We start from the raw sequence: 19,404 nt of genomic DNA, 5'->3' as shown, positions 1-19,404 counted from the left end.
TCAACCGCCAAAGGCCGGGGCGTCGTGCGGTCGGCGGCAGGCGAAAGGGCAGAGGACCATGGCGGGCGGGGACGCGCTGACCTGGAAAGAGTTCGGCGAGGAACACCTCGTGGCGCTGACCGAACTGGCTGCGGCGTGTCTGGCCGTCGACGGTGGGCTGCCGCTGTTCGCCCGTACCCCGCTGCTGCGGGCCCGGCTGCTCCAGACCCGTACCCTCGGGGTCTGGCATGACGGCGGCCTGGTCGCGGCCGTGGGGGTCGGCCCCGTGCGGGAGCCGGCCACCAGCACCGGCCTGGTGCATCCGGCCTGGCGGGGGCGCGGTCTGGGCAGCTGGCTGCTGAGCTGGGCGGAAGAGCAGGCCGGCGATGCCGGCCTGCTGCTGACCACCGAGTCCTGGAGCCCCGGCGCGGACGACCTCTTCACGGCGCGCGGCTTCGAGCGGATCTTCACCGAGTGGGTGCTCCGGCACGACCTCGACGCACTCCCGGACGTCGCGCGCCCCGACGACCTGCGCACCGAGCCGGTGACCTGGGAGATCGGCCCCGAACTCTTCGAGACGTACGGTGCGTCCTTCTCCGACCGGCCCGGCTTCGCCGCGCCCACTGCCGAGGAGTGGCTGGGCGAGCTGCGGGACGACGACGAGTATCGGCCGGACCTGTCGCTGCTCGCACGCGGTCCCGACGGCAGGCCCATTGGCTTCCTCAACGTCATCGACAACTGGATCGACCAGGTGGGCGTCGTACCGGACTGGCGGGGCCGGCGGGTCGGGGCGTACCTGGTGGCGAGCGTGCTGCGGGCGTTGGCCGGGGATGGCGCCCGGGAGGCGTGGCTCTGCGTCAACGACAACAACCCGGCCACCGACCTGTACCGGCGGCTCGGATTCCGCGACGTCGGCCGCCGCGCCCGCTACCTGCGCCGCCGCCCCTGACCGCACCGGCAGTGGCCTGACCGCGCCGACGGCCCCAGCATTCGATTTCGCAGTGACGTATGCGCAAGTATTGATGTCGGGCAACAGGGGACATAGAGTGATTGCATCATCCTCCGAACGGCCAGTTCCCCATCCCCCGACCAGCTGCTGAATGATCGAGCGGATCCCCCGCGTCGGCAAACCAGAGGGAGAGCAGATGAAGCACACCCGAGCGCTTCGCTTGTCGGGCGTAGCCCTACTCATCGTTGGCGCGTCCATGGTGGTCGGGCCGCCCGCCTCGGCCGACACCCCCTACAACGTCGCCGTGGAGCGCGACCTCGGCCTCAGCCCGCGGCAGGCGGAGGCCAGGTTCGCCCGGCAGGACAACGCCTCGGCCCTCGAGAGTAGGCTGCGCGACACCCTCGGCGCGGCTTTTGGCGGCGCGTACTTCGATCCGTCGGCGGGCGAGCTGGTGGTGGGCGTAACGGACCCGGCCATGACGGCTGTGGTACGGGCTGCCGGCGCGGAATCCGCCGTGGTGCGCTACCCACAGCGGAAGCTGGACGGCATCAAGTCCACGCTGGACCGGATCGCCCCGCCGGTTGGCGTGAACGGCTGGTACGTCGACGTCTACCGCAACCAGGTCACGGTGGAGGTGAACCGGGCAGCGGCGACCCGGGCGACCAGCGCGTACCTGGACGGGCTGCGGGCGCTTGGTCCGGCGGTGCGGGTCGCCGAGGTGACCTCCTCGCCGCGGGCGCTGTACAACGTACGCGGCGGTGACGCCTGGACCACGGTTGCCTGGCGATGCTCGGTCGGGTTCAGCGCGACCGGCAGCGGCGGCAGCAAGCACTTCGTCACCGCCGGGCACTGCACCCAGGGGGCCGGCCCGGCCTACGGCTACAACGACGTGCAGATGGGCAGCCTCGGCGGCAGCACGTTCAGCCTCCTCGGTGACTACGGAAAGGTCGACGTGACCAGCTCGGCGTGGACCCTGGCCGGCACGGTGAACAGGTACGGTGGCGCCGACCTCGCGGTCAAGGGATCCACTGAGGCGCCGATCGGTGCGTCGGTGTGTCGGTCCGGGTCGACCACGGGTTGGCACTGCGGCACCATCAAGGCCAAGAACCAGACCGTCATCTACGTCAACGGCGGCGCCGTCGGCGGGCTCACCCTGACCGACGCGTGCGCCGAGCCTGGCGACTCCGGCGGCTCGTTCATCACGGGCACCGGGCAGGCCCAGGGCGTGACCTCCGGCGGCTCCGGTGACTGCACCGCCGGCGGCGAGACGTACTTCCAGCCGGTCAACGAGGCGCTCACCGCGTACGGCCTGCGGCTCGTCACCAGCTGATCCCCACACAGAGGGTGCGCCTCCCTGCGGGGGCGCACCCCTCGGTGTGCCGGTTTCACCGGCGATTGAGCCAAGGCGGGCGCCGCGCGCAGGGCGAGGTGTGGTCGACCGGCAGGGCACATCGCCCGCCGCCGTCGGGCAGCGGCCGGTCGCAGAACACCCAGTGGCGTACGCACTGGTGGTCCTCGGCCGACTATCAGCTATGTCACCACCATCACCTCTTTCAGCGGATGCATTGCCTACTTCGAGGGCGTGGATCGATACTGGGTGGGCCAACCGACTGCAAGGGGCCGCATCGTGCCTATTCCGCCCACTATGGACGAGCTGCTAGACGACCTGCGAAGCAAGATCAAGGACGGGACGTATCCGCCGGGCAGCCAGCTGCCCGCAGGTCGCGTGCTCGCCGACTCCTACGACGTTTCGCACTCGACCATCCAGCGCGCGATCGCCACCCTGCGAGAGCAGGGTGTGCTAGTCGGCCGCCCGGGGCGTGGTGTCTTCGTCGCGGAGTCAACAAAGTCCTAGCATCGGACCCGCTGACACTGCTCGGCATCACCTGACGACTTTGCCGGGACCTCGGGATGCCTCCTGTTCGATTTCGGCCAGCGCTACTTCGACTGACGGGTCAGATGCCTTGCTGCGCTATCGCGCGGCAAGGCACCCTTTCGCGTACGTCCTACGCCAACGCCGCGTACCGGCGCGCCACCTCGGGCCTCAGGTGTCAAACCGGATCGAGGAGAGGCTGTCGCCCGTTGGGGTGGCCTGGATACGCCAGATCACCGAAGTGGCGGTGAAGGGTCGAGCGACGGCAGCGACGGGCCGAGGACGTCGTCGACGTCCAGATGGTGTAGGCGCACCCCTGCTTGGCGAGGATGCGCTGCCGGTGGGCGGCGTAATCGGTGTCGATGGGTGTCCCGGGAGACCACCGTCTGGAAGTGCGCCTGCCGGCCGTCGGTCCTCGGGTGCAGCACTCGGCGGGCAGGTCGATGGAGAAGTTGCCGGCCTTTGCTAGCGGACGCTGAAAGATGGCTCTGGCACAAAGTTCGTGATTCCGTCTCATCTGCGGTGGCTATTCGGCGAGGACGACGCGGAGCCGGAGGAGGTCGAAGTTCGCACGGCCGTACATCTGCCTTTTGATCGCTTTCAATCGACAAACGTTGCCCTCTACTGCGCCGCTGCTGTAGGGCAGGGTGAGGCCGTTGCGGACAGCGTCGTAGTCCTTGACCAGGCCGGCGGCGAAGCCGGCCAGCTGCGCGACGCCGCTTTCCTTGGCCTGGGCGATCCAGGTGTCCAGGTGCTGGCCCTGACGTTGGCGCAGCATCCCGGCGAAGTCGCTGACCAGCCGGTCGACGGTGCGCAGGCTGTCACACCGCTCAAGGATCCGGGTCAGGCTGTGGGCGCACTGCTCATCTTCGGTGCGATCGCCGGCGGGCCGGATGATCCAGCCGGTCACTTCCCTGGGTTTCGGCGCGACCGCGGTCACGGCGGTCGGTTTGATTGTGCCGTCGCGCCAGGTCTGCAGCAGTCGGCGCACCGTGCGGGCGCTGCCGCGGTAGCCGCGTTCGCGCAGTTCGGTGGTCAGCCGGACCGCGTTGGTGCAGCCCTGTTCCCACCGGGAGACGAGGTAGGCGGTGTGCTCGTCGAGGTCACGGGGCCGTGGGACGGTCTCGGTGAGCAGCTCGTCCGCGGTCGCCGCGCGTAGGTAGCGGCGTATCGTCTTGCCGTCGAGGTTCAACGCGCGGCTGATCGCGGTGGTGCCGATGCCGGTGGTGTGTAGGGCATGGATCTCGGCGTGCCGTTGCCGGGTCACCTCGGCCCGGCGGCCCGGCTCACCCTCGGTGGACGGGCGTGGCTGCGCGACGGCGTCGGCCTCGGGTCGGTCCTTGAGGCAGGCACGGTGGGCACGAACGACCCGGTCGACCGCCTGGGTGAGGTTCTGCAGCAGGTGGAAACGGTCGGCGACCTGGATCGCGTCCGGCGCACCGAGCCGGGCACCCTCGGCATATCCGCTGGCCCTATCACGACAAATCACCTGAGCACCAGGGTGGGCGCGCAGCCAGTCGGCGAACGTGTCGGCGTGGCGGTCGGGCAGCAGGTCGACGGGTCGACCGGTGTGCATGTCGACGATGACGGTGCCGTAGGTGTTGCCCTTACGGAACGCGAAATCGTCGACCCCGACCACCGCGATAGTGCCGGGCTCCGGCACTGGCAGCGCCCGGGCCAGCCGCAACATGGTCGTGCGGGACACCTCCACGGCCAGCAGGCGGGTCATCCGCGCGCCCGGCCGGCCGCCCAACGCCAAGGCGATCTTCTCCAGGACACCGCGCAGCAGCGGAGTGCGGCGGGCATACGGTGTGGTCAGCTCCGGCACCTGCTCGGCGAAGGCCCGCCGTTCACAGACGGTGTTGTCGCAGAAGAACCTGCGGACACGAATGCGTAGCAGCGTCGGCCGGCCACCGATCGCCGGGTCGGCCAGGACACGCTGGTAGCGGCTGTGCACCCGCACCGACCTCGACTCACAGGCCGGGCACCCTGCGTCAGCAGCCGAAACGTCAGCTTCCAGCCAAACCGACCGTCCCTCGGCACGCACGTGCCGGATCCGCAGGGCCGCGAGATGGGGCAGCAACACTTTCAAACCATGATCACCACACCATGAACATGATCATCCATAGTGGATCACATCCGGCGGCCGGGGTCGAGCCAATCCCGGCTTTCACCAACTTCGTGCCAGAGCCACTTCGTCCTGACCCTTGACAGCCTTCGAGATGACCAGCGTTCCGGGGACCTCGAAGAGAACGAGCCCCCTTCGGTCGTGCCGTCCCACCGGATCGCCACCTGCACCCCGCCGGACCGAGCCCAGGTACGGGCCGGCAGGGTTGTCCTTGATCCGCAGCTTGTCGCAGTGGGCCGTCCGGCACTCCGGAATCCCCCTGGTGCCGGGCCCGTCGCTGCGTACTCGTGACCCGCCCGGTACGAGGCCGGACCGTCCGACGCGACGTCAGCTCGCCCGGCTCGGCGGCCTGTGCCGCCTGCGGCAGGGTCCGTGCCGGCGAGGACCAGCAGGCCGGCCGTGAGCACTGCCCCGGCCCGCCGGGTCCGACCTTCGGAAAAACACCCTGATACCAGGTACGCAGCTGTAGCGAGCGTGAGGAACACCCGACCACCGACCGCAAACCGGCCCCAACCGACCCCACCGGCGCGGCCTCCCCTGCTGGGCGGGACGGCGAGCCGGCCAGCGGTGCGGCCGCTACCGGGGCGATGCGCCTGCAACCTTGCCCGGTGCCGCAGGGGACGGCGGCGGCCGAAACTGGCGATCGTTCGCGTCGAGTCCCAATACGCCCGACGCGTCTGTCATGAACTGCTGCCATATCGGTACGGCGTACGTCGAACCGAGGACCTCCTGACCACCGCCCCTGGTGGTCAACGCCGCTCCATCCGTGGTGCCGACCCAGACCGCAGCGGCCAGCGCCCTGGTGTAGCCGATCATCCAGGTGTGTGCGCTCTTCCTGCTGTTTTCGGCCTGCCAGGTACCGGTCATGCCGGCGGCGTCCCACCCATTGCCGAGCTTGGCCGACGGTACCCGGCTCAGGACCCAGGTCAACTGGTCCACCTGGGCCTCGCTCAGGCCGATGTCGGATTGGATGAGCTGCTCGGCGTAAACCCGCTCACCCCGCCTGGTTGCTTCCCGGACGAAGTGGGCCCGGGAGCGCTGGCCGTCGGCCGCGAATGTGGCCATGCCGTTTGCCTGGTCGAGGACGGTCACGCCGTACTGCCCAATCCCCACCTCGGTGCCGAACGCTTCAGGACGCGTGGTGGGTCGGGCCGGCGCGACGTCGTCCTTTCGGGCCTCGTCCTGCAGATCAACCCGTACCGGTTGTCCTTGGTCGGAGCGTGAAGTCCACATCGAGTCGATGCCTGCCAGGCGTGCCATGTTGACGACGTTGGCAGGGCCGAGCCGCTCGGTGAGGTCGAAGAACGGAACGTTCAGCGACCGAACCGAGATGCCCTGCCGCAACGCCTCTGCCAGGACGTACACCTTGAAGGACGAGCCGGGTGGGTGCTGGCCATACCCGCGGGCGTCGCCGTCCGCGTCGTAGAACCACCCCGCGCGGTCGGCGTCGGTGGCCTTGTTGCCGCCGTAGTACGCGAGGATCCGTCCGGTTCCGGGCTCCACCGCCACCAGCGCGGCCTGCCAGTTGGCCGGTTGGCCGTGCGTGACCGCCGGGGCGCTTGCGCGGTGGATGTCGGCCGCCGCCTCGGCCGCGCCCTGAGCTCGCTTGTCCACCGTCGTTACGATGCGGAAGCCGCCGTTCTGGATGTAGTCGCTGGCCTTCCCCTTGAAAGATTCGCTGTGGCGAAGCTCGCTGAGCACGTGGGCGACGATGAGCCCCGTCGGACGTTCCAGCCCGTCCTGTGAGGCGCTCGCATCGATGGCACGAACGGTCTGCGGATATGCCAAGCCGTCGGCCTGGGCTCTCGTCAGGTAGCCCAGTTCGACCATCCCCTCGCGGACATACAGCCAGCGTGACATGGCGTTCACCGCTGCTCTCCCACTACGGGCAGGGTCATAGCCCGGATGTTCCGCGGGATCGTCAGGGTCCGGCTCGGGCTGCTTGACGAGGCAGGCCAGCACCATTGCTTCGGCCACCGTGACCTGCTGCGCGGCGGGTGCCGTGCGCCTCGCGGTCTTGCCGAAGAATGCCTGGGCGACGGCCTCGATGCCATAGGCACCGCGTCCGAACGGGACGGTATTGAGGTAGAACTCCAGGATCTGATCTTTGGTGTAGCGTTTCTCGATCTTCCACGCCACCACCGCCTCGCGGGTCTTTCGCGCGTAGGACACACCTGTCAGTCCAGCGACGATGCGTGCGTACTGCTGGGTGATCGTGGAGGCTCCCTGCGTCTGCCCCCCGGCGATATTGTTACGCGCCGCGCGTAGCACACCGGCGGCGTCGATTCCGGGGTGCCTCCAGAATCTCCGGTCCTCCGCCGCGACGATCGCTTCCTTCACGGCATCGTTCATCTCGTCGAATGCCAGAATCGTCCGGCTCTCCGTGCCTAGCCTCGCCATCGGCGTAGTGCCGTCACTGAAGTAGACGGTGGTCGATTCGGGTAGTTGGAGTTCCGCCGGCATAGGAATGCTGTCGACGTAGTACGCGCCCACGCCGAGCCCGACCAAGACGAACACGGGCGCGAACATCGACGCAAGTAGCAGCCGGCGTCGGCGGCGCCCACGGGCACGGTCGCGCGCGATCAACCGTTGAACGTACGCCTGCACGGCGGCCCGTTGCAGAGCCGCCCCGCGCGCCGCCGCGTTTCGCATGGCTGTCTGTCGGGCGAGCAGGACACGGGCGGCGGCTTCCTGCCGGGCAGTCGCACGCGCGGCCGTCCGATGCCGCGCGCGTGCCCGCCGTGCCGACCACGAGCGCGCCGGCCACCGCACCCCCGCCGCCAGGTACGCCACGCATCGTCGCCCGGTCCGACCGATGACGGCCCGCGTACTCGCGGCTGCCTGCCGCACGCCCGCGAGCGGAGTCCGGACCGCGACGCGGACGGCCGCCGGAACGCGGACGAGCGCCCGTGAGGTGAGCTCGACCTGGTCGGGCCGCGAGACGGCGGCCCCGCCAGCGCTCTCCCCCTGGTCGGGATCCGCCGGGGGAAAGCCCTCGGTCCGGCCGGGATCGATCGCGCCGTCACTGGGGTTCATACCTCAATGTCGCACGCCAGGGATGCGTCATCAATGACAATGCATATTGATTAACATTCACATGAGGGCGGTGGGATTTTTGTGATCGTGCCGATTTCGCTGACAGAAGGCGGCGCCACCCTCCGGAATGGCGCCGCCTTCTGTTGGCCGGAGTGTCACGGGCAGGCCGGGCCGACCCCGCGCAACTGCGCCTGCGGCTGGCTGGTCGCCAAGCCGGAAAGCTCCACGACGACGGAAGAGCAGTTGTTCGTCTCGTCGGACTCGCTGAGCTTGTCGTCCGGGTCCACTGTCGTGAACAGGATGTACGTCCCGTCCGCCAGCCCGTACGTGTCGATCATCTGATCTGGCAGGTACCAGTTGTAGCGGTCCGCCCAGCCCGGCGACATCCCCATGTCGAAGTAGTCCCTGCCGCCGCTGGTCGACTTCGGGTCGAGACAGGCCGGAGCCGGGTACGACAGGGCCGCGTCACCCTTGGTGCCCCAGCCGACCAGGTCGGTGTCGGCGATGCAGAAGCTGACCTTTTCCGCGACGGCGGCCGGCGTGCTGCCGACCAGGTTGCCCGCACCGTCGGTCAACCACAGCTCGGACTGCGCGAACCCCTTGAAGTGGTAGTGCCCGTGGATCGGGTGGAACTCGACCTGGCCGGCTGACACGTCTTGCCAGGTCGAGTCGGACCGGTAGATCCGCTGCCACACGTCCTCGTCCTGGAAGATGCCCGACGGCCGGGAGTAGTGCAACTCCACCGGCCCGGTCCCGACGTTCTGCAGCACCTGGTCGAACCGCAGGCACTGGCGGGCGCCCTGCTCGGCGCGCTCGCTGTCGAAGCACGACTGCCCCGGCTGCGCGACGTCGCCGAAGATGCTGCCCGGGTTGTCGTACGTGACGTTCTCCTGCGGCAGCGCCTTGAGGTCCGGCAGCAGGTCGCGCACCGGTTGGATCGCCGGCTGGTACTCGACCTCGGCGAGGCCCTGGTAGGCGATGACCGGGTCCGGATCCACAGCACCGAAGGTGACCCCGTACGAGACGTAGACGTCGTAGGAGCCGTTCGGTGCCGACGGGATGATCACCGACTGGGCGGTGCCGACACCGGCGGTCGACTTCGCCACCAGGGTGTTGCCCCGGTAGACGAAGAGGCCGAGGCCCCCTTCGGTCGCGCCGTCCCACCGGATCGCCACCTGTACGCCGCCGGGGCGGGCCCAGGTGCCGCCCGGCCGGGCGACCCTGAGCTGCAACTTGTCGCAGTGGGCCGTTCGGCATTCCGGGATCCTGGGAGTGCCGGGTCCGTCGCTGCGGACCGTACCCGCCCAGTAGCTGGCCGCGCCATCCGACTTGACCTTCACCTCGCCCCGGTCGGCGGCCTGCGCCGCCTGCGGCACGGTGGTGCCGGCGAGGGCCAGCAGGCCGGCCGCGAGCACCGCTCCGGTTCGCCGGGTCCGGCCCGCGAGAAAACGCCCTGATACCGAGGTACGCATACGCGCATCCTCCTCAATATAGGTGGCTGTGAACGCCACGCTATCCGGAGCGCACTGCACCGGGCATCACATCACCCGGGCGTCAGCGAGAACCTCTTGTCCGATGCCAGGTCCCACAACTGGCCGTTGATCATGACGGATGGGTGTGCCTAGATGCCCAGGTAGACAGCGCTTTTCCAGCCCAATGTGGATAGCGGACCGGTCCGCCCCCGTGGTTACGATCCTGCGCGCATGTATGCCATCGAGGCATCCGGCCGGCGATGGGGGTTCACGCCGGCCTCTACTTTCCAACCAGGGGGGACCACTTGAAGAGAAGGCTGATCGGGTACGTCTCGGCGCTGGCCATCGCTGTCGGGGGCTCGCTGGCTGTTGCCGCCCCGGCGCAGGCCGCCCCGCCCGTAATGATCACCAAGGTCTACTACGACTCCCCGGGCAGCGACCACGGGTCCAACAGCAGCCTGAACGCCGAGTACGTCCGGCTGACCAACAAGCGCAGCACCACCATCAACCTCAAGGGCTGGACGCTGCGCGACAAGACGGGCTACACCTACAAGTTCGCCACCGACTTCCGGCTTCCCGCCGGTAAGAACGTCTACATCCACACCGGCAAGGGCACCAACACCAGCGCCCACCGCTACTGGGGCCGCTCCTGGTACGTGTGGAACAACACCGGCGACAAGGCTTACCTGCGCAACCCGTCCGGCACCCTAATCGACAGCTGCACGTGGAAGTCGCGCGGCAAGGGCTACACCTACTGCTGACGCCCAGGTTGAGAACGCCGGCCCGCTTCGCTGGGCCGGCCTTCTCCGTTCCCGGACTTCGCAGGGCGACATGCCGCAAGCGGAGTCGATCAAGCCGGAAGGATCAGTCGAAGGAGGGCAGGGACGGGCCGAGGACGTCGTCGGCGTCGACGATGGTGTACGCGTACCCCTGCTCGGCGAGGAAGCGCTGCCGGTGCGCCGCGTACTCGGTATCGATGGTGTCTCGGGAGACGACGGTGTAGAAATGCGCCTGCCGGCCGTCGGCCTTGGGCCGCAGTACCCGGCCGAGGCGCTGCGCCTCCTCCTGGCGGGAGCCGAACGTGCCGGACACCTGGATCGCCACCGCCGCCTCGGGCAGGTCGATGGAGAAGTTGCCGACCTTCGAGATGACCAGGGTGCGCACCTCGCCGGAGCGGAACGCGTCGAACAGCCGCTCCCGCTCCTTGTTGGTGGTCGAGCCCTGCACGATCGGCGCATCCAGGTATTCGCCGAGCTGGTGCAGCTGGTCGATGTACCCGCCGATGACCAGGACCTGCTCGTCCGGGTGCCGGTCGACGAGCGCGCGCACCACCGGCAGCTTGGTGCGGGCGGTCGCCGCCATCCGGTAGCGCTCCTCGGCCTCCGCCGTCGCGTACGCCATCCGCTCGGCGTCGGTCAGGGTGACCCGTACCTCGGTGCACTCGGCCGGAGCGATCCAGCCCTGCGACTCGATGTCCTTCCAGGGCGCGTCGTACCGCTTGGGGCCGATCAGGCTGAACACGTCCCCCTCGCGGCCGTCCTCGCGTACCAGCGTCGCGGTCAGGCCCAGCCTGCGGCGGGCCTGGAGGTCCGCGGTGAACCGGAAGATCGGCGCGGGCAGCAGGTGCACCTCGTCGTAGACGACCAGGCCCCAGTCGCGGGCGTTGAACAGGTCCAGGTGGGTGAACGCGCCCTTGCGGCGCGAGGTGAGCACCTGGTACGTGGCGATGGTGACCGGGCGGATCTCCTTGCGCTCGCCCGAGTACTCGCCGATCTCCTCCTCGGTCAGCGAGGTGCGGGCGATCAGCTCCCGCTTCCACTGCCGGCCCGCCACCGTGTTCGTCACCAGGATCAGCGTGGTCGCCTTCGCCTCGGCCATCGCCGCCGCCCCGACCAGCGTCTTGCCGGCGCCGCAGGGGAGCACCACCACGCCGGACCCGCCGGCCCAGAACGCCTCAACCGCCTCCCGCTGGTACGACCGCAGCGTCCACGGCTTCACACCGTCCTTGCCGGCCTCGGCCAGCTCGATCGGGTGCGCTTCGCCGTCGACGTACCCGGCCAGATCCTCGGCCGGCCAGCCCAGCTTGAGCAGCGCCTGCTTGAGCCGGCCCCGCTCGGACGGGTGCACCGCGATGGTGTCGTCGTCGAGCTTCGCGCCGAGCATGCCGGCCAGCTTCTTGCTCTTGGCGACCTCGACCAGCACCACCCGGTCCAGCGCGCGCAGCACCAGGCCGTGCGCGGGATCGTTGACGAGCTGGAGCCGGCCGTACCGGTCCATGGTCTCGGCCACGTCGACCAGCAGCGCGTGCGGCACCGGGTAGCGGCTGTATTTGATCAGCGAGTCCACCACGCCCTCGGCGTCGTGGCCGGCGGCCCGGGCGTTCCACAGCCCGAGCGGGGTGAGCCGGTAGGTGTGCACGTGCTCGGGGGAGCGCTCCAGCTCGGCGAAGGGCGCGATGGCCATCCGGCACGCCTGCGCGTCGGGGTGGTCGATTTCCAGCAGCAGGGTCTTGTCCGACTGAACGATCAGTGGTCCACCGCTCACGCCAGTGCCCTCTCCCTCGCCGAATTTTTCGTCGCCCGCACGCCGGCTGACCTGCCAAAGGCGGACCATCCAGTCTTGCACGTGCGGAGGTGTCCGAAAAATGTCACGCCGGGCATGCAACGGGACATCCGCCTCACACGTCTAGCAAGCGACACCTGTCCATGGGGAGGTTTTATGAAGCATGTCCGACTTACCGCCAGGGTCGTCGCCCTGGCGACGGTCGTGCTGTTTGGTGTGGGTGCGTGCGCGCTCGATCCGCAAAGCGACGGATCCGGGGCGGCCGCCCCGGTGCCCGTCGGCCTGACGGAGACAACATCGGGGGCGAGCGCGCCGCCCACGCCGGACCAGCCGGCCCAGCCCGTGTCGGCGCAGACGGGGCAGACTGTCACGGTCAGCAACACGGTGACGACCGCTTCGGGCACCACCAGCTGCCCGAAAGGCGAGTACCAGCGGGAGGTGGAGCAGTACCTGAACAAGCTGGGCGGCTTCGGCACGCTGACCGTGAACGGAAAGCAGTCCGCCGCCGACTGCGCCGCGATCAAGAAGTTCCAGCGCCGGTACGGGATCAGCCCCGTCGCCGGCCGAGCCGGCCCCACCACGTACGACGTGGCGCGGCGGTTGGCCACCACCGACGTACGCCGCTGCCGCGCCCGCTCCGGGCTGACCTTCTGCGTCGACCTGACCCGGCAGACCGTCTGGGCGATTCGGGACGGCAAGGTCGTCATGCGCCCGACGGTCACCCGCACCGGCATGGCCGGATACGCCACCCCGGCCGGCACCTACCGGGTCGGCTGGCGAAACGTGAAGTCGTGGTCCAACCCGTACAAGGTGTGGCTGCCCTACTGGCAGCAGTTCAACGGCGGGATCGGCTTCCACGAGACCACCACGTACCTGCACAACAAGTCGATCGGCTCGCACGGCTGCGTCAACCTGCTGCACCAGGACGCGGTCCGGCTCTGGGAGCTGGGCAAGGTCGGCACCCGGGTGGTCGTCGTCGGCCGCCGCCCCGGCACCTGATCCGCGCCGCCACCTGAGCCACAGATCCGGGTTTCCTCCCCTGTCCGCGAGTCCCTTTCGGTGCCACGCTGGAAATCGGGCCCGACGGGCGGGGGAGGGACTGATCATGACGGTCGACCACGACGTACTTCCCGAGGAGAACCGCGTACCGGACGGTGAGGTCTCCACGGCGGTCCTGATCGGATACGCGGTGGCCGCCGCCGGCATCCTCGGCTGGTTCCTGTTCGGGCTGCTCGTGCAGCGGCAGGGCTTCGTCGACTCGGTCGGCGAGTCGGCGGGCACGGCGTTCGCGCTGCTGCTCGCCGTATCCGTGGTGGAAATGATCCGCCACAATGGCCGCTGAGTTGACCCGGGCCGGGCCGCCCGGGTCGCTCAGTCCTCCAGCACCGCCGCCGTGATCCGGTGCAGCGCGAAGGTGTGCAGCATCTCCGTCCGCTCGTCCTCGGCCCGCAGGTAGCCCGCCCCGATCGACACCGGGCGGACCAGCCGGGACGCGGTCGCCCCGTGCGCGTCGACGTAGCCCACCCAGACCAGCGCCTTGTCGCGGAGCGCCTGCTGGAGCACGGCCAGCGCGTCGCTGTGCGTGTGCACGGACACCGGGCCGGTGCGCGCCGCGCCACCCCGGACCTCCGCCGGGGCCCGCCGGGCCGCCCGGGACGCCGCGTCGCCCCGGCGGATCTGCTCCACCACCCCGAGCAGCCGGGGCATGGGCAGCTTCGGTGTGGCCAGCGGGTCCAGGCCGCGGCTGGCGGCCGGCACCCGGGCCGGCGCCCGCCGGATCTTCGGCCGGGAGAGCAGGGCCGAGCCGCTGGCGTCCTCCGGCACCGGCGCGTACCCGGCGTCGCGCAGCGCGGTCAGCATCCGCCCCACCTGGTACGGGGTGACCAGCACCGTCGGAGCCAGCCGGCGGAACGTCAACGCCTCCAGCCGCCGGTCGGCCAGCACCTCGGTGAGCAGCGCCTCGTCGTCGCTGCGCACGTACCCGCCGGCCGAGCCGACCCGCAGCCCGCCGTGCTTGCGGGCCACGTCGTCCACCAGGTACGTCAACCCCTGCGGCACCGGAGTACGCGACCGGCGGCGGAACAGCGCGTGCAGGTCGTCGGCCGAGTAGCCGGCGTCCAGGGCGCGCCGGACGCTGGCGGTGGTGACCCGGTGCACGCTCGCCCCGCCCGCCGACTCGTGCTCGGCCACCACGTCCAGTTCGGTGGCGAGCGCCGGGTCGGGGGGACCGGGCACCACCACGGTCAGGTCGGCCTGCAGCAGGAAGTGGTCGACCGGGGCGGGCAGCAGCGCGTCCAGCGCGCGTACGGCGGTGGACGGCTCGCCCGACTCGGCGTCGGAGAGCAGCCCGAGCGGATCCTCCGCCCGCTCGTCGGCCTCGTTCACGTCGACCAGCAACAGCCGCCCGTACGAGGTGAGCGCGCCGAGCCCGGTCACCCCGAGCTGGGCCGCCTCGGCCAGCACCTCGCGGTGCGCGGCCTCCCGGCCCCGGGCCCGCCGGGGCGCCCGCCAGTCCAGCAGCTCCAGCAGCTCGTCGACAGTCGGGGCGGTCGCCGGTAGCAGGTCGGCCAGGACGCCGAGCACCGCGCGTCGGGCGGCCGGGGCACCGGCCCGTTCCGCCTCGGCGGACAGCACCGAGATCGGCCGGTCCCGGTCGTCGCGCTGGCCGACCAGGCCCGCCTGGCGGGTCATGGTCAGCCAGGCCCGGGCCAGCTGTTCCCAGCGCTGGGCGAGCGAGCTGGCCCGCCACACCTCGTACCCGCCAGTGGGCAGGATCTGCTGGTCGCCGCCGTAGCGGGTGGTGGCCGCACCGGTCAGGTCCAGCTCGCCGACCAGCCCGGCCGCGTACGCCACCTCGAAGAGCAGCGCGGTGGTCGGGTCGTCCAGCCCGAGCCCCCGGGCCAACCGGCGCAGGTCACGGACGCCGACACCGCCGGAACGCAGCACCGGGGCCGGCTCGGCGGCCAGGCTCTCCAGGAGCGCCTCGGTGTGGCGTACCACCTCCATGGTCTGGCCGGCCCCGGCCGAGTCCACGGCCTTCGCCTCCCGGGGCGGGCTCGCCACCACGGGCGGGTCGGTGCGCAGTGGGCCGAGCGGACCGGTGTCCCGGCGCAGCAGCAGAGCCACCTCGCGAGGCAGTTCGACGGTGCCGCCCCGACCGCCCGAGATCCGCACGAGCAGCCGGTGTTCCACCAGCCAGCGGATCGGCGAGCCGGTCGGCGCGCCGCCGTTGGTCAGGTCCGGGGGAAGCTCGTCCTCGGTGCCGATCGCGGGGGCGTCGAGCGCGCCCGGCGGCACCGTGCCGACCGGCGGCCCGGCGGCGAGTCGGTCCAGGATCGCCCGCGCCGAGGGCGGCGCGGCCAGCAGCGTCCGCCGCAGCTTCGCCGGGTCCGCGCAGAGGGCCGCCGTCCGCGGGTCCAGGTCCGCCGCCGGTCGGCCCAGCCCCGCCGGGTACGGGGAGACCTCGTCGATGCCGCCCACCAGGTGCAGGTCGTGCTCCGGGCCGTACAGCAGGAAGAGCGCGCGGAGCCGGTCGACCGCGCCCCGGACGGCGGTCGGGGCGGGCGGGTGCGGACCGGCGGTGGCCATCGCCAGGATCGCCTCGGTGGCGGTGCCGCCGCCCTCCGGGTCCCGGGTGAGTCGGGCGGCGTCGAGGATCTGCAGGGTGAACTGGTCCAGCCCGTCGAGCGCCCGGGCCACGGAGACCCGCGACTGGGCCCGGATGGCGAGGGCGGAGATATCGGCCGGCACCGGTACGACGAGGTCCGGCCGCAGCCGCAGCAGGGCGGCCAGGGACTCGTCGGGAAGGGCCCGCAGGTGGTCGGCGAGTGAGGTGGTCATCGTCGTACCACGCTAGCCCGGCCAGGGGCGGTTGTGCCCCTCGGACGTCCGGCTCGGTCCGGGCCGGGCGGTAGGTTCTCGACATGCCCCCACTGATGGTCGGCTTCGACCTCGACATGACCCTGGTCGACTCGCGCCCCGGCATCGCCGCCGCGTACCGGGCGCTGACCGCGCGTACCGGCGTGTTCGTGGACGCGGACGCGGCGGTGTCGCGGCTCGGCCCGCCGCTGCGCACGGAAATCGCCCGCTGGTTCCCGCCGGAGCGGGTGGAGGAGATGGTGGTCGCCTATCGCGAGCTCTACCCGGCGTACGCGATCACCCCGACCCTGCCGATGCCCGGAGCGGAGGCCGCGATCGACGCGGTGCACGCGCGCGGCGGCCGGGTGATGGTGGTGACCTCGAAGATCGGCCGGCTGGCGAAGCTGCACCTGGACCACCTCGGGCTGGCCGTCGACGAGCTGGCCGGGGACCTCTTCGCCGAGCAGAAGGCGACCGCGTTGCGGGAACACGGCGCGGTGCTCTACGTCGGGGACCATGTCGCGGACATGACCGCCGCCAAAACGGCGGGAATCCCAGGCGTGGCAGTGGCGACCGGGCCGTGTACGCAGGACGAACTGCAGGCCGCGGGCGCGCACACGGTGTTGGATGATCTCACCGGATTCCCGGCGGCGCTGGACCGGATCATCCGGCTAGCCTTTACGGGGTAGCGGTCTCGAGCGAAGCAGGGGTTGTCAGGTGCCGACGGGTCGAGTGAAGTGGTATGACACGGCCAAGGGATACGGGTTCGTCACCAGCGACGAGGGTGGCGACGTGTTCCTGCCCAAGGGCGCGCTGCCGGCGGGCGTCGCCGACCTGAAGGGCGGCCAGCGGGTCGATTTCAGCGTGGTCGACAGCCGCCGGGGCGCCCAGGCGATGGGCGTCAAGCTGCTGGAGGCGCCGCCGTCCGTGGCGGAGCTGCGCAGGCGGCCGGCCGAGGAGCTGCACGGCCTGGTCGAGGACATGATCAAGGTGCTGGAGGCGAAGGTCCAGCCGGACCTGCGCCGGGGCCGATTCCCCGACCGGAAGACCGCGCAGAAGATCGCTCAGCTGGTCCACGCCGTGGCGCGCGAGCTGGAGGTCTGAGGGACGAGCCCGGCGTCGGCGGCCCGGCCCAGCAGCGCCTCGACGGCGGCGAAGCCGGCCTCACCCAGGTCGGCCGTGAAGTCGTTGACGTAGAGGGCGATGTGCCGGTCCACCACGTCGGGCTCCATCTCCTGGGCGTGGGCCAGGACGTACTCCCGGCTGGCCGCCGGGTCGGCCCAGGCCTGGCGTACCGACTCGCGGATCCAGGCGGCGGCCTCGGCCGGGTCGACCGTGCCCTTGCGCGACAGGATCGCGCCGAGAGGGATCGGCAGGCCGGTGTCGCCCTCCCACCACTCGCCGAGGTCGACCAGCGCGGTCAGCCCGTGCCGGGGGTACGTGAACCGGGCCTCGTGGATCACCAGCCCGGCGTCGTACCGCCCGGCGGCGACGCCCGGCATGATCTCGTGGAACGGCACCACCTCGATCCGCGCCGGCGGCCGCTGCGCCGACCAGAGCCGGAAGAGCAGGTACGCCGTGGTCCGCTCGCCGGGCACCGCCACGGTCGCGCCGGTGAGGTCGGCCCGGTCGCCGCGGGTGAGCACCAGTGGCCCGCAGCCCCGGCCCAGCGCGCCGCCGCAGGGCAGCAGGTGGTAGTCGTCGAACAGCCAGGGCAGCGCCGCGTAGCTCACCTTCACCAGGTCGAACGCCCCGCGCTCGGCAGCCGTGTTGGTCACGTCCACGTCGGCGTAGGTCACCTCGACCGGCGGCGCGCCCGGCACCCGGCGATGCACCAGGGCGTCGAAGACGAACGTGTCGTTGGGGCAGGGCGAGATCGCCAGGGAGAGCGCCACGCCCCCACCGTAACCCCGCCCCGCGGACCACCCGTCACCCCGGCCCCGCCCGTCCCGCCCGGCGGCGACCGGATCCGGGCCTGGCGGTGCTTGTGCCGGCGTGTGCTCGTGCGGGCGTCGGCTCGTGCGGCGTGTGCTCGTGCCGCAGGGGGCAAGGCTCGCTGCCGCCTTTGGAGCTGATATCACAAACGATTCGCCAGTGGGCGGGGGCGAGGGCGGGGGAGTGACCCGCGATATCACCAGCGATTCAGCTCCAAAGCGCCTAGCTGTCCACACCTGTCCCGGTCATGGAGTCGATATCCACAGGGTTATCCACAGGTGGGCCCGCCATGTTGAAAAGGTGGGGGGAGCTGGAGAGCATTCCGGCTGTGGGTGAGCCGAATTCCTCGACCGAGCAGCGGGCAGACCTGGGCGACCTGCTTCGCCGGCTGCGGCGGCGGGCTGATCTGAGCCAGCGCGAGTTGGCCGCGCGAGCGGGCGTCCCCCAGGCCACGGTCGCGCGGATCGAGTCCGGCCGGGCCGTTGACCCGCGGTACCGGACGGTGGAGCGGCTGGTCCTGGCCGCCGGCGGCCAGGTGCGGTTCGGCCCCGGCCCGGTCGACGAATCACGCCGGCAGCCGGCGCTGGTCCCGCACGATGAGCTGCGCGACCAGGCCGGGCGCCGGTACCCGGCCCACCTCGACGTGTGGGAGGTCCGCGAGCCAAAGGACTGGCCCGGGGCGTGGTGGGCGGAGTCGTACAACCTGCCGCCGGCCGTCCGGGCCCTGACCCAGGAGCCCGGCATCCGCTTTTTGCTCGCCTGCGGTTTCGAGCTGGAGGCGAGTCGGCCTGCCGCACTGTGGCTGGATCTCGCGGGCAAGACGACGCGCCCGCCGGAGGCCGGACCGCTTGGATAAGGCGATGCCGCCGCCGAGGCCGGACCGATTGGACAACGCGATGCCGCCGCCGAGGCGCTCCGTCAGGGGAGGGCGGCCGCCGCCGCGGTGAGGGCGACGAACGCCTCGCGCATCCGCCAGGACTCCCGGTCCCGGGGACCGATCGGGTTGGACACTGTGCGCAGCTCGGCGAAGGGCAGGCCGGCCTGCGCGGCGGCGACGGCCACGCCGTACCCCTCCATGGCCTCGGCCACCGCGTCCGGGTGCCGTTCGGCGAGGGCCGCAGTGCTCGCGGCGGTGCCGGTCACCGTGTTGACCGTGAGTACCGCACCGACCGTGGCCGCCGTCAGGGCGGCACGCAAGGCGTCCAGCAGCCCCGGGTCGGCGGGTACGACGCTGCCGAGGCCCAGCAGCGCCGCCGGCATGCCCAGCTCCTCTACCGGGAGGAAGCCCTCCGGTGACTCGGCGCCCAGGTCGGCCGCCACGCTGCGGGTCGCCAGCACCATGCCGCCGACCTCCACCCGTCCGACGAAGCCGCCGGCGATGCCCGCGCTGACCACCGCCCGGTACGGCTGGCCGGCCGCCTCGGCGAGCGCCAGCAGCCGGGCGGTGGCGGCCCCGGCGACGGCGGGGCCCACCCCGACCGGGGCGACGGTGACCGTGGGGTCGGTCAGACCCGCCCGGACCGCCTCCGCCTCGGCCGGCACGGCGGTCACCACCAGCAGTCCGCTCACGCCGCCGCCTCGCTTCGCTCTCCGGCGGCGCGAGGCGCCACGC

16 protein-coding genes and 1 pseudogene are annotated in these 19,404 nt (G+C 71.1%); 9 read left to right on the top strand and 8 right to left on the bottom strand.

What is annotated here, in order from left to right:
* Positions 1 to 58: 58 nt before the first annotated feature.
* From ACNAW0_RS23995 to ACNAW0_RS23985, 3 genes are all read left to right on the top strand, one after another.
* On the top strand, positions 59 to 928 hold the full coding sequence (locus ACNAW0_RS23995) for a GNAT family N-acetyltransferase (RefSeq protein ID WP_416290231.1): 870 nt from the start codon (positions 59 to 61) through the stop codon (positions 926 to 928).
* 196 nt (positions 929 to 1,124) lie between these two features.
* Entirely contained in the window at positions 1,125 to 2,258 is a 1,134-nt protein-coding gene (locus tag ACNAW0_RS23990) for a S1 family peptidase (protein WP_416290230.1), read from the top strand.
* A 315-nt stretch (positions 2,259 to 2,573) separates the two neighbouring features.
* Positions 2,574 to 2,783, top strand: coding sequence for a winged helix-turn-helix domain-containing protein (locus ACNAW0_RS23985; protein WP_416290229.1), 210 nt, complete (start codon positions 2,574 to 2,576; stop codon positions 2,781 to 2,783).
* A 251-nt stretch (positions 2,784 to 3,034) separates the two neighbouring features.
* Here ACNAW0_RS23985 and ACNAW0_RS23980 read toward each other — a convergent pair.
* From ACNAW0_RS23980 to ACNAW0_RS23965, 4 genes and pseudogenes are all read right to left on the bottom strand, one after another.
* Positions 3,035 to 3,232, bottom strand: a pseudogene (locus ACNAW0_RS23980) (helicase); the annotation flags it as partial.
* A 95-nt stretch (positions 3,233 to 3,327) separates the two neighbouring features.
* The gene (locus ACNAW0_RS23975; RefSeq protein ID WP_416290252.1) at positions 3,328 to 4,848 is read right to left on the bottom strand and encodes an ISL3 family transposase; all 1,521 of its coding nucleotides are present in this window, start codon (positions 4,846 to 4,848) and stop codon (positions 3,328 to 3,330) included.
* A gap of 657 nt (positions 4,849 to 5,505) precedes the next feature.
* Positions 5,506 to 7,965: a transglycosylase domain-containing protein gene (locus ACNAW0_RS23970; RefSeq protein ID WP_416290228.1), complete on the bottom strand. Its 2,460-nt coding sequence runs from the start codon at positions 7,963 to 7,965 to the stop codon at positions 5,506 to 5,508.
* Between the two features lie 155 nt (positions 7,966 to 8,120).
* Positions 8,121 to 9,437, bottom strand: coding sequence for a lysyl oxidase family protein (locus ACNAW0_RS23965; RefSeq protein WP_416290227.1), 1,317 nt, complete (start codon positions 9,435 to 9,437; stop codon positions 8,121 to 8,123).
* Between the two features lie 305 nt (positions 9,438 to 9,742).
* On the opposite strand from ACNAW0_RS23965, the gene ACNAW0_RS23960 reads away from it, so the two are divergent.
* Positions 9,743 to 10,198, top strand: coding sequence for a lamin tail domain-containing protein (locus ACNAW0_RS23960; protein WP_416290226.1), 456 nt, complete (start codon positions 9,743 to 9,745; stop codon positions 10,196 to 10,198).
* Positions 10,199 to 10,301: 103 nt separating this feature from the next.
* On the opposite strand, the gene ACNAW0_RS23955 is transcribed toward ACNAW0_RS23960, so the two are convergent.
* Positions 10,302 to 11,981 (bottom strand): DNA repair helicase XPB, encoded by a 1,680-nt coding sequence (locus ACNAW0_RS23955; protein ID WP_416290225.1) that lies wholly within the window; start codon positions 11,979 to 11,981, stop codon positions 10,302 to 10,304.
* 174 nt (positions 11,982 to 12,155) lie between these two features.
* Between ACNAW0_RS23955 and ACNAW0_RS23950 the strand changes: the two genes are divergently transcribed.
* Positions 12,156 to 12,998, top strand: a complete 843-nt coding sequence (locus tag ACNAW0_RS23950; protein ID WP_416290224.1) for a L,D-transpeptidase family protein — start codon at positions 12,156 to 12,158, stop codon at positions 12,996 to 12,998.
* Between the two features lie 106 nt (positions 12,999 to 13,104).
* Positions 13,105 to 13,341: a hypothetical protein gene (locus tag ACNAW0_RS23945; RefSeq protein ID WP_416290223.1), complete on the top strand. Its 237-nt coding sequence runs from the start codon at positions 13,105 to 13,107 to the stop codon at positions 13,339 to 13,341.
* 29 nt (positions 13,342 to 13,370) lie between these two features.
* On the opposite strand, the gene ACNAW0_RS23940 is transcribed toward ACNAW0_RS23945, so the two are convergent.
* Positions 13,371 to 15,839, bottom strand: a complete 2,469-nt coding sequence (locus ACNAW0_RS23940; protein WP_416290222.1) for a helicase-associated domain-containing protein — start codon at positions 15,837 to 15,839, stop codon at positions 13,371 to 13,373.
* A gap of 83 nt (positions 15,840 to 15,922) precedes the next feature.
* Here ACNAW0_RS23940 and ACNAW0_RS23935 point away from each other — a divergent pair, with 83 nt between their 5' ends.
* Together ACNAW0_RS23935 and ACNAW0_RS23930 are read left to right on the top strand one after the other, a co-directional pair.
* Positions 15,923 to 16,546 (top strand): HAD family hydrolase, encoded by a 624-nt coding sequence (locus ACNAW0_RS23935; RefSeq protein WP_416290221.1) that lies wholly within the window; start codon positions 15,923 to 15,925, stop codon positions 16,544 to 16,546.
* Between the two features lie 28 nt (positions 16,547 to 16,574).
* On the top strand, positions 16,575 to 16,961 hold the full coding sequence (locus ACNAW0_RS23930) for a cold-shock protein (RefSeq protein WP_416290220.1): 387 nt from the start codon (positions 16,575 to 16,577) through the stop codon (positions 16,959 to 16,961).
* On the opposite strand, the gene ACNAW0_RS23925 is transcribed toward ACNAW0_RS23930, so the two are convergent.
* Positions 16,922 to 17,752, bottom strand: a complete 831-nt coding sequence (locus tag ACNAW0_RS23925) for a 1,4-dihydroxy-6-naphthoate synthase (RefSeq protein ID WP_416290219.1) — start codon at positions 17,750 to 17,752, stop codon at positions 16,922 to 16,924. The genes ACNAW0_RS23930 and ACNAW0_RS23925 overlap by 40 nt on opposite strands.
* Positions 17,753 to 18,120: 368 nt before the next feature.
* On the opposite strand from ACNAW0_RS23925, the gene ACNAW0_RS23920 reads away from it, so the two are divergent.
* A complete protein-coding gene (locus ACNAW0_RS23920; protein ID WP_416290218.1) occupies positions 18,121 to 18,648 on the top strand; it encodes a helix-turn-helix domain-containing protein in 528 nt (175 codons plus the stop codon).
* A gap of 62 nt (positions 18,649 to 18,710) precedes the next feature.
* On the opposite strand, the gene ACNAW0_RS23915 is transcribed toward ACNAW0_RS23920, so the two are convergent.
* Complete coding sequence (locus ACNAW0_RS23915; protein WP_416290217.1) at positions 18,711 to 19,361, bottom strand: futalosine hydrolase; 651 nt, start codon at positions 19,359 to 19,361, stop codon at positions 18,711 to 18,713.
* Positions 19,362 to 19,404 lie beyond the last annotated feature (43 nt).

Origin of the sequence: Micromonospora sp. SL1-18 (genome assembly GCF_047921505.1) — a bacterium.
GTDB lineage: Bacteria > Actinomycetota > Actinomycetes > Mycobacteriales > Micromonosporaceae > Micromonospora.
The sequence above is the reverse complement of the archived record's forward strand: the minus strand, read 5'-3'. Positions and strand labels throughout refer to the sequence as shown.

Coding starts and splice junctions, on each gene's coding strand:
- ACNAW0_RS23995 (WP_416290231.1), top strand. CDS start 59: ATGGCGGGCGGGGACGCGCTGACCTGGAAAGAGTTCGGCGAGGAACAC.
- ACNAW0_RS23990 (WP_416290230.1), top strand. CDS start 1,125: ATGAAGCACACCCGAGCGCTTCGCTTGTCGGGCGTAGCCCTACTCATC.
- ACNAW0_RS23985 (WP_416290229.1), top strand. CDS start 2,574: ATGGACGAGCTGCTAGACGACCTGCGAAGCAAGATCAAGGACGGGACG.
- ACNAW0_RS23970 (WP_416290228.1), bottom strand. CDS start 7,965: ATGAACCCCAGTGACGGCGCGATCGATCCCGGCCGGACCGAGGGCTTT.
- ACNAW0_RS23965 (WP_416290227.1), bottom strand. CDS start 9,437: ATGCGTACCTCGGTATCAGGGCGTTTTCTCGCGGGCCGGACCCGGCGA.
- ACNAW0_RS23950 (WP_416290224.1), top strand. CDS start 12,156: ATGAAGCATGTCCGACTTACCGCCAGGGTCGTCGCCCTGGCGACGGTC.
- ACNAW0_RS23945 (WP_416290223.1), top strand. CDS start 13,105: ATGACGGTCGACCACGACGTACTTCCCGAGGAGAACCGCGTACCGGAC.
- ACNAW0_RS23940 (WP_416290222.1), bottom strand. CDS start 15,839: ATGACCACCTCACTCGCCGACCACCTGCGGGCCCTTCCCGACGAGTCC.
- ACNAW0_RS23935 (WP_416290221.1), top strand. CDS start 15,923: ATGCCCCCACTGATGGTCGGCTTCGACCTCGACATGACCCTGGTCGAC.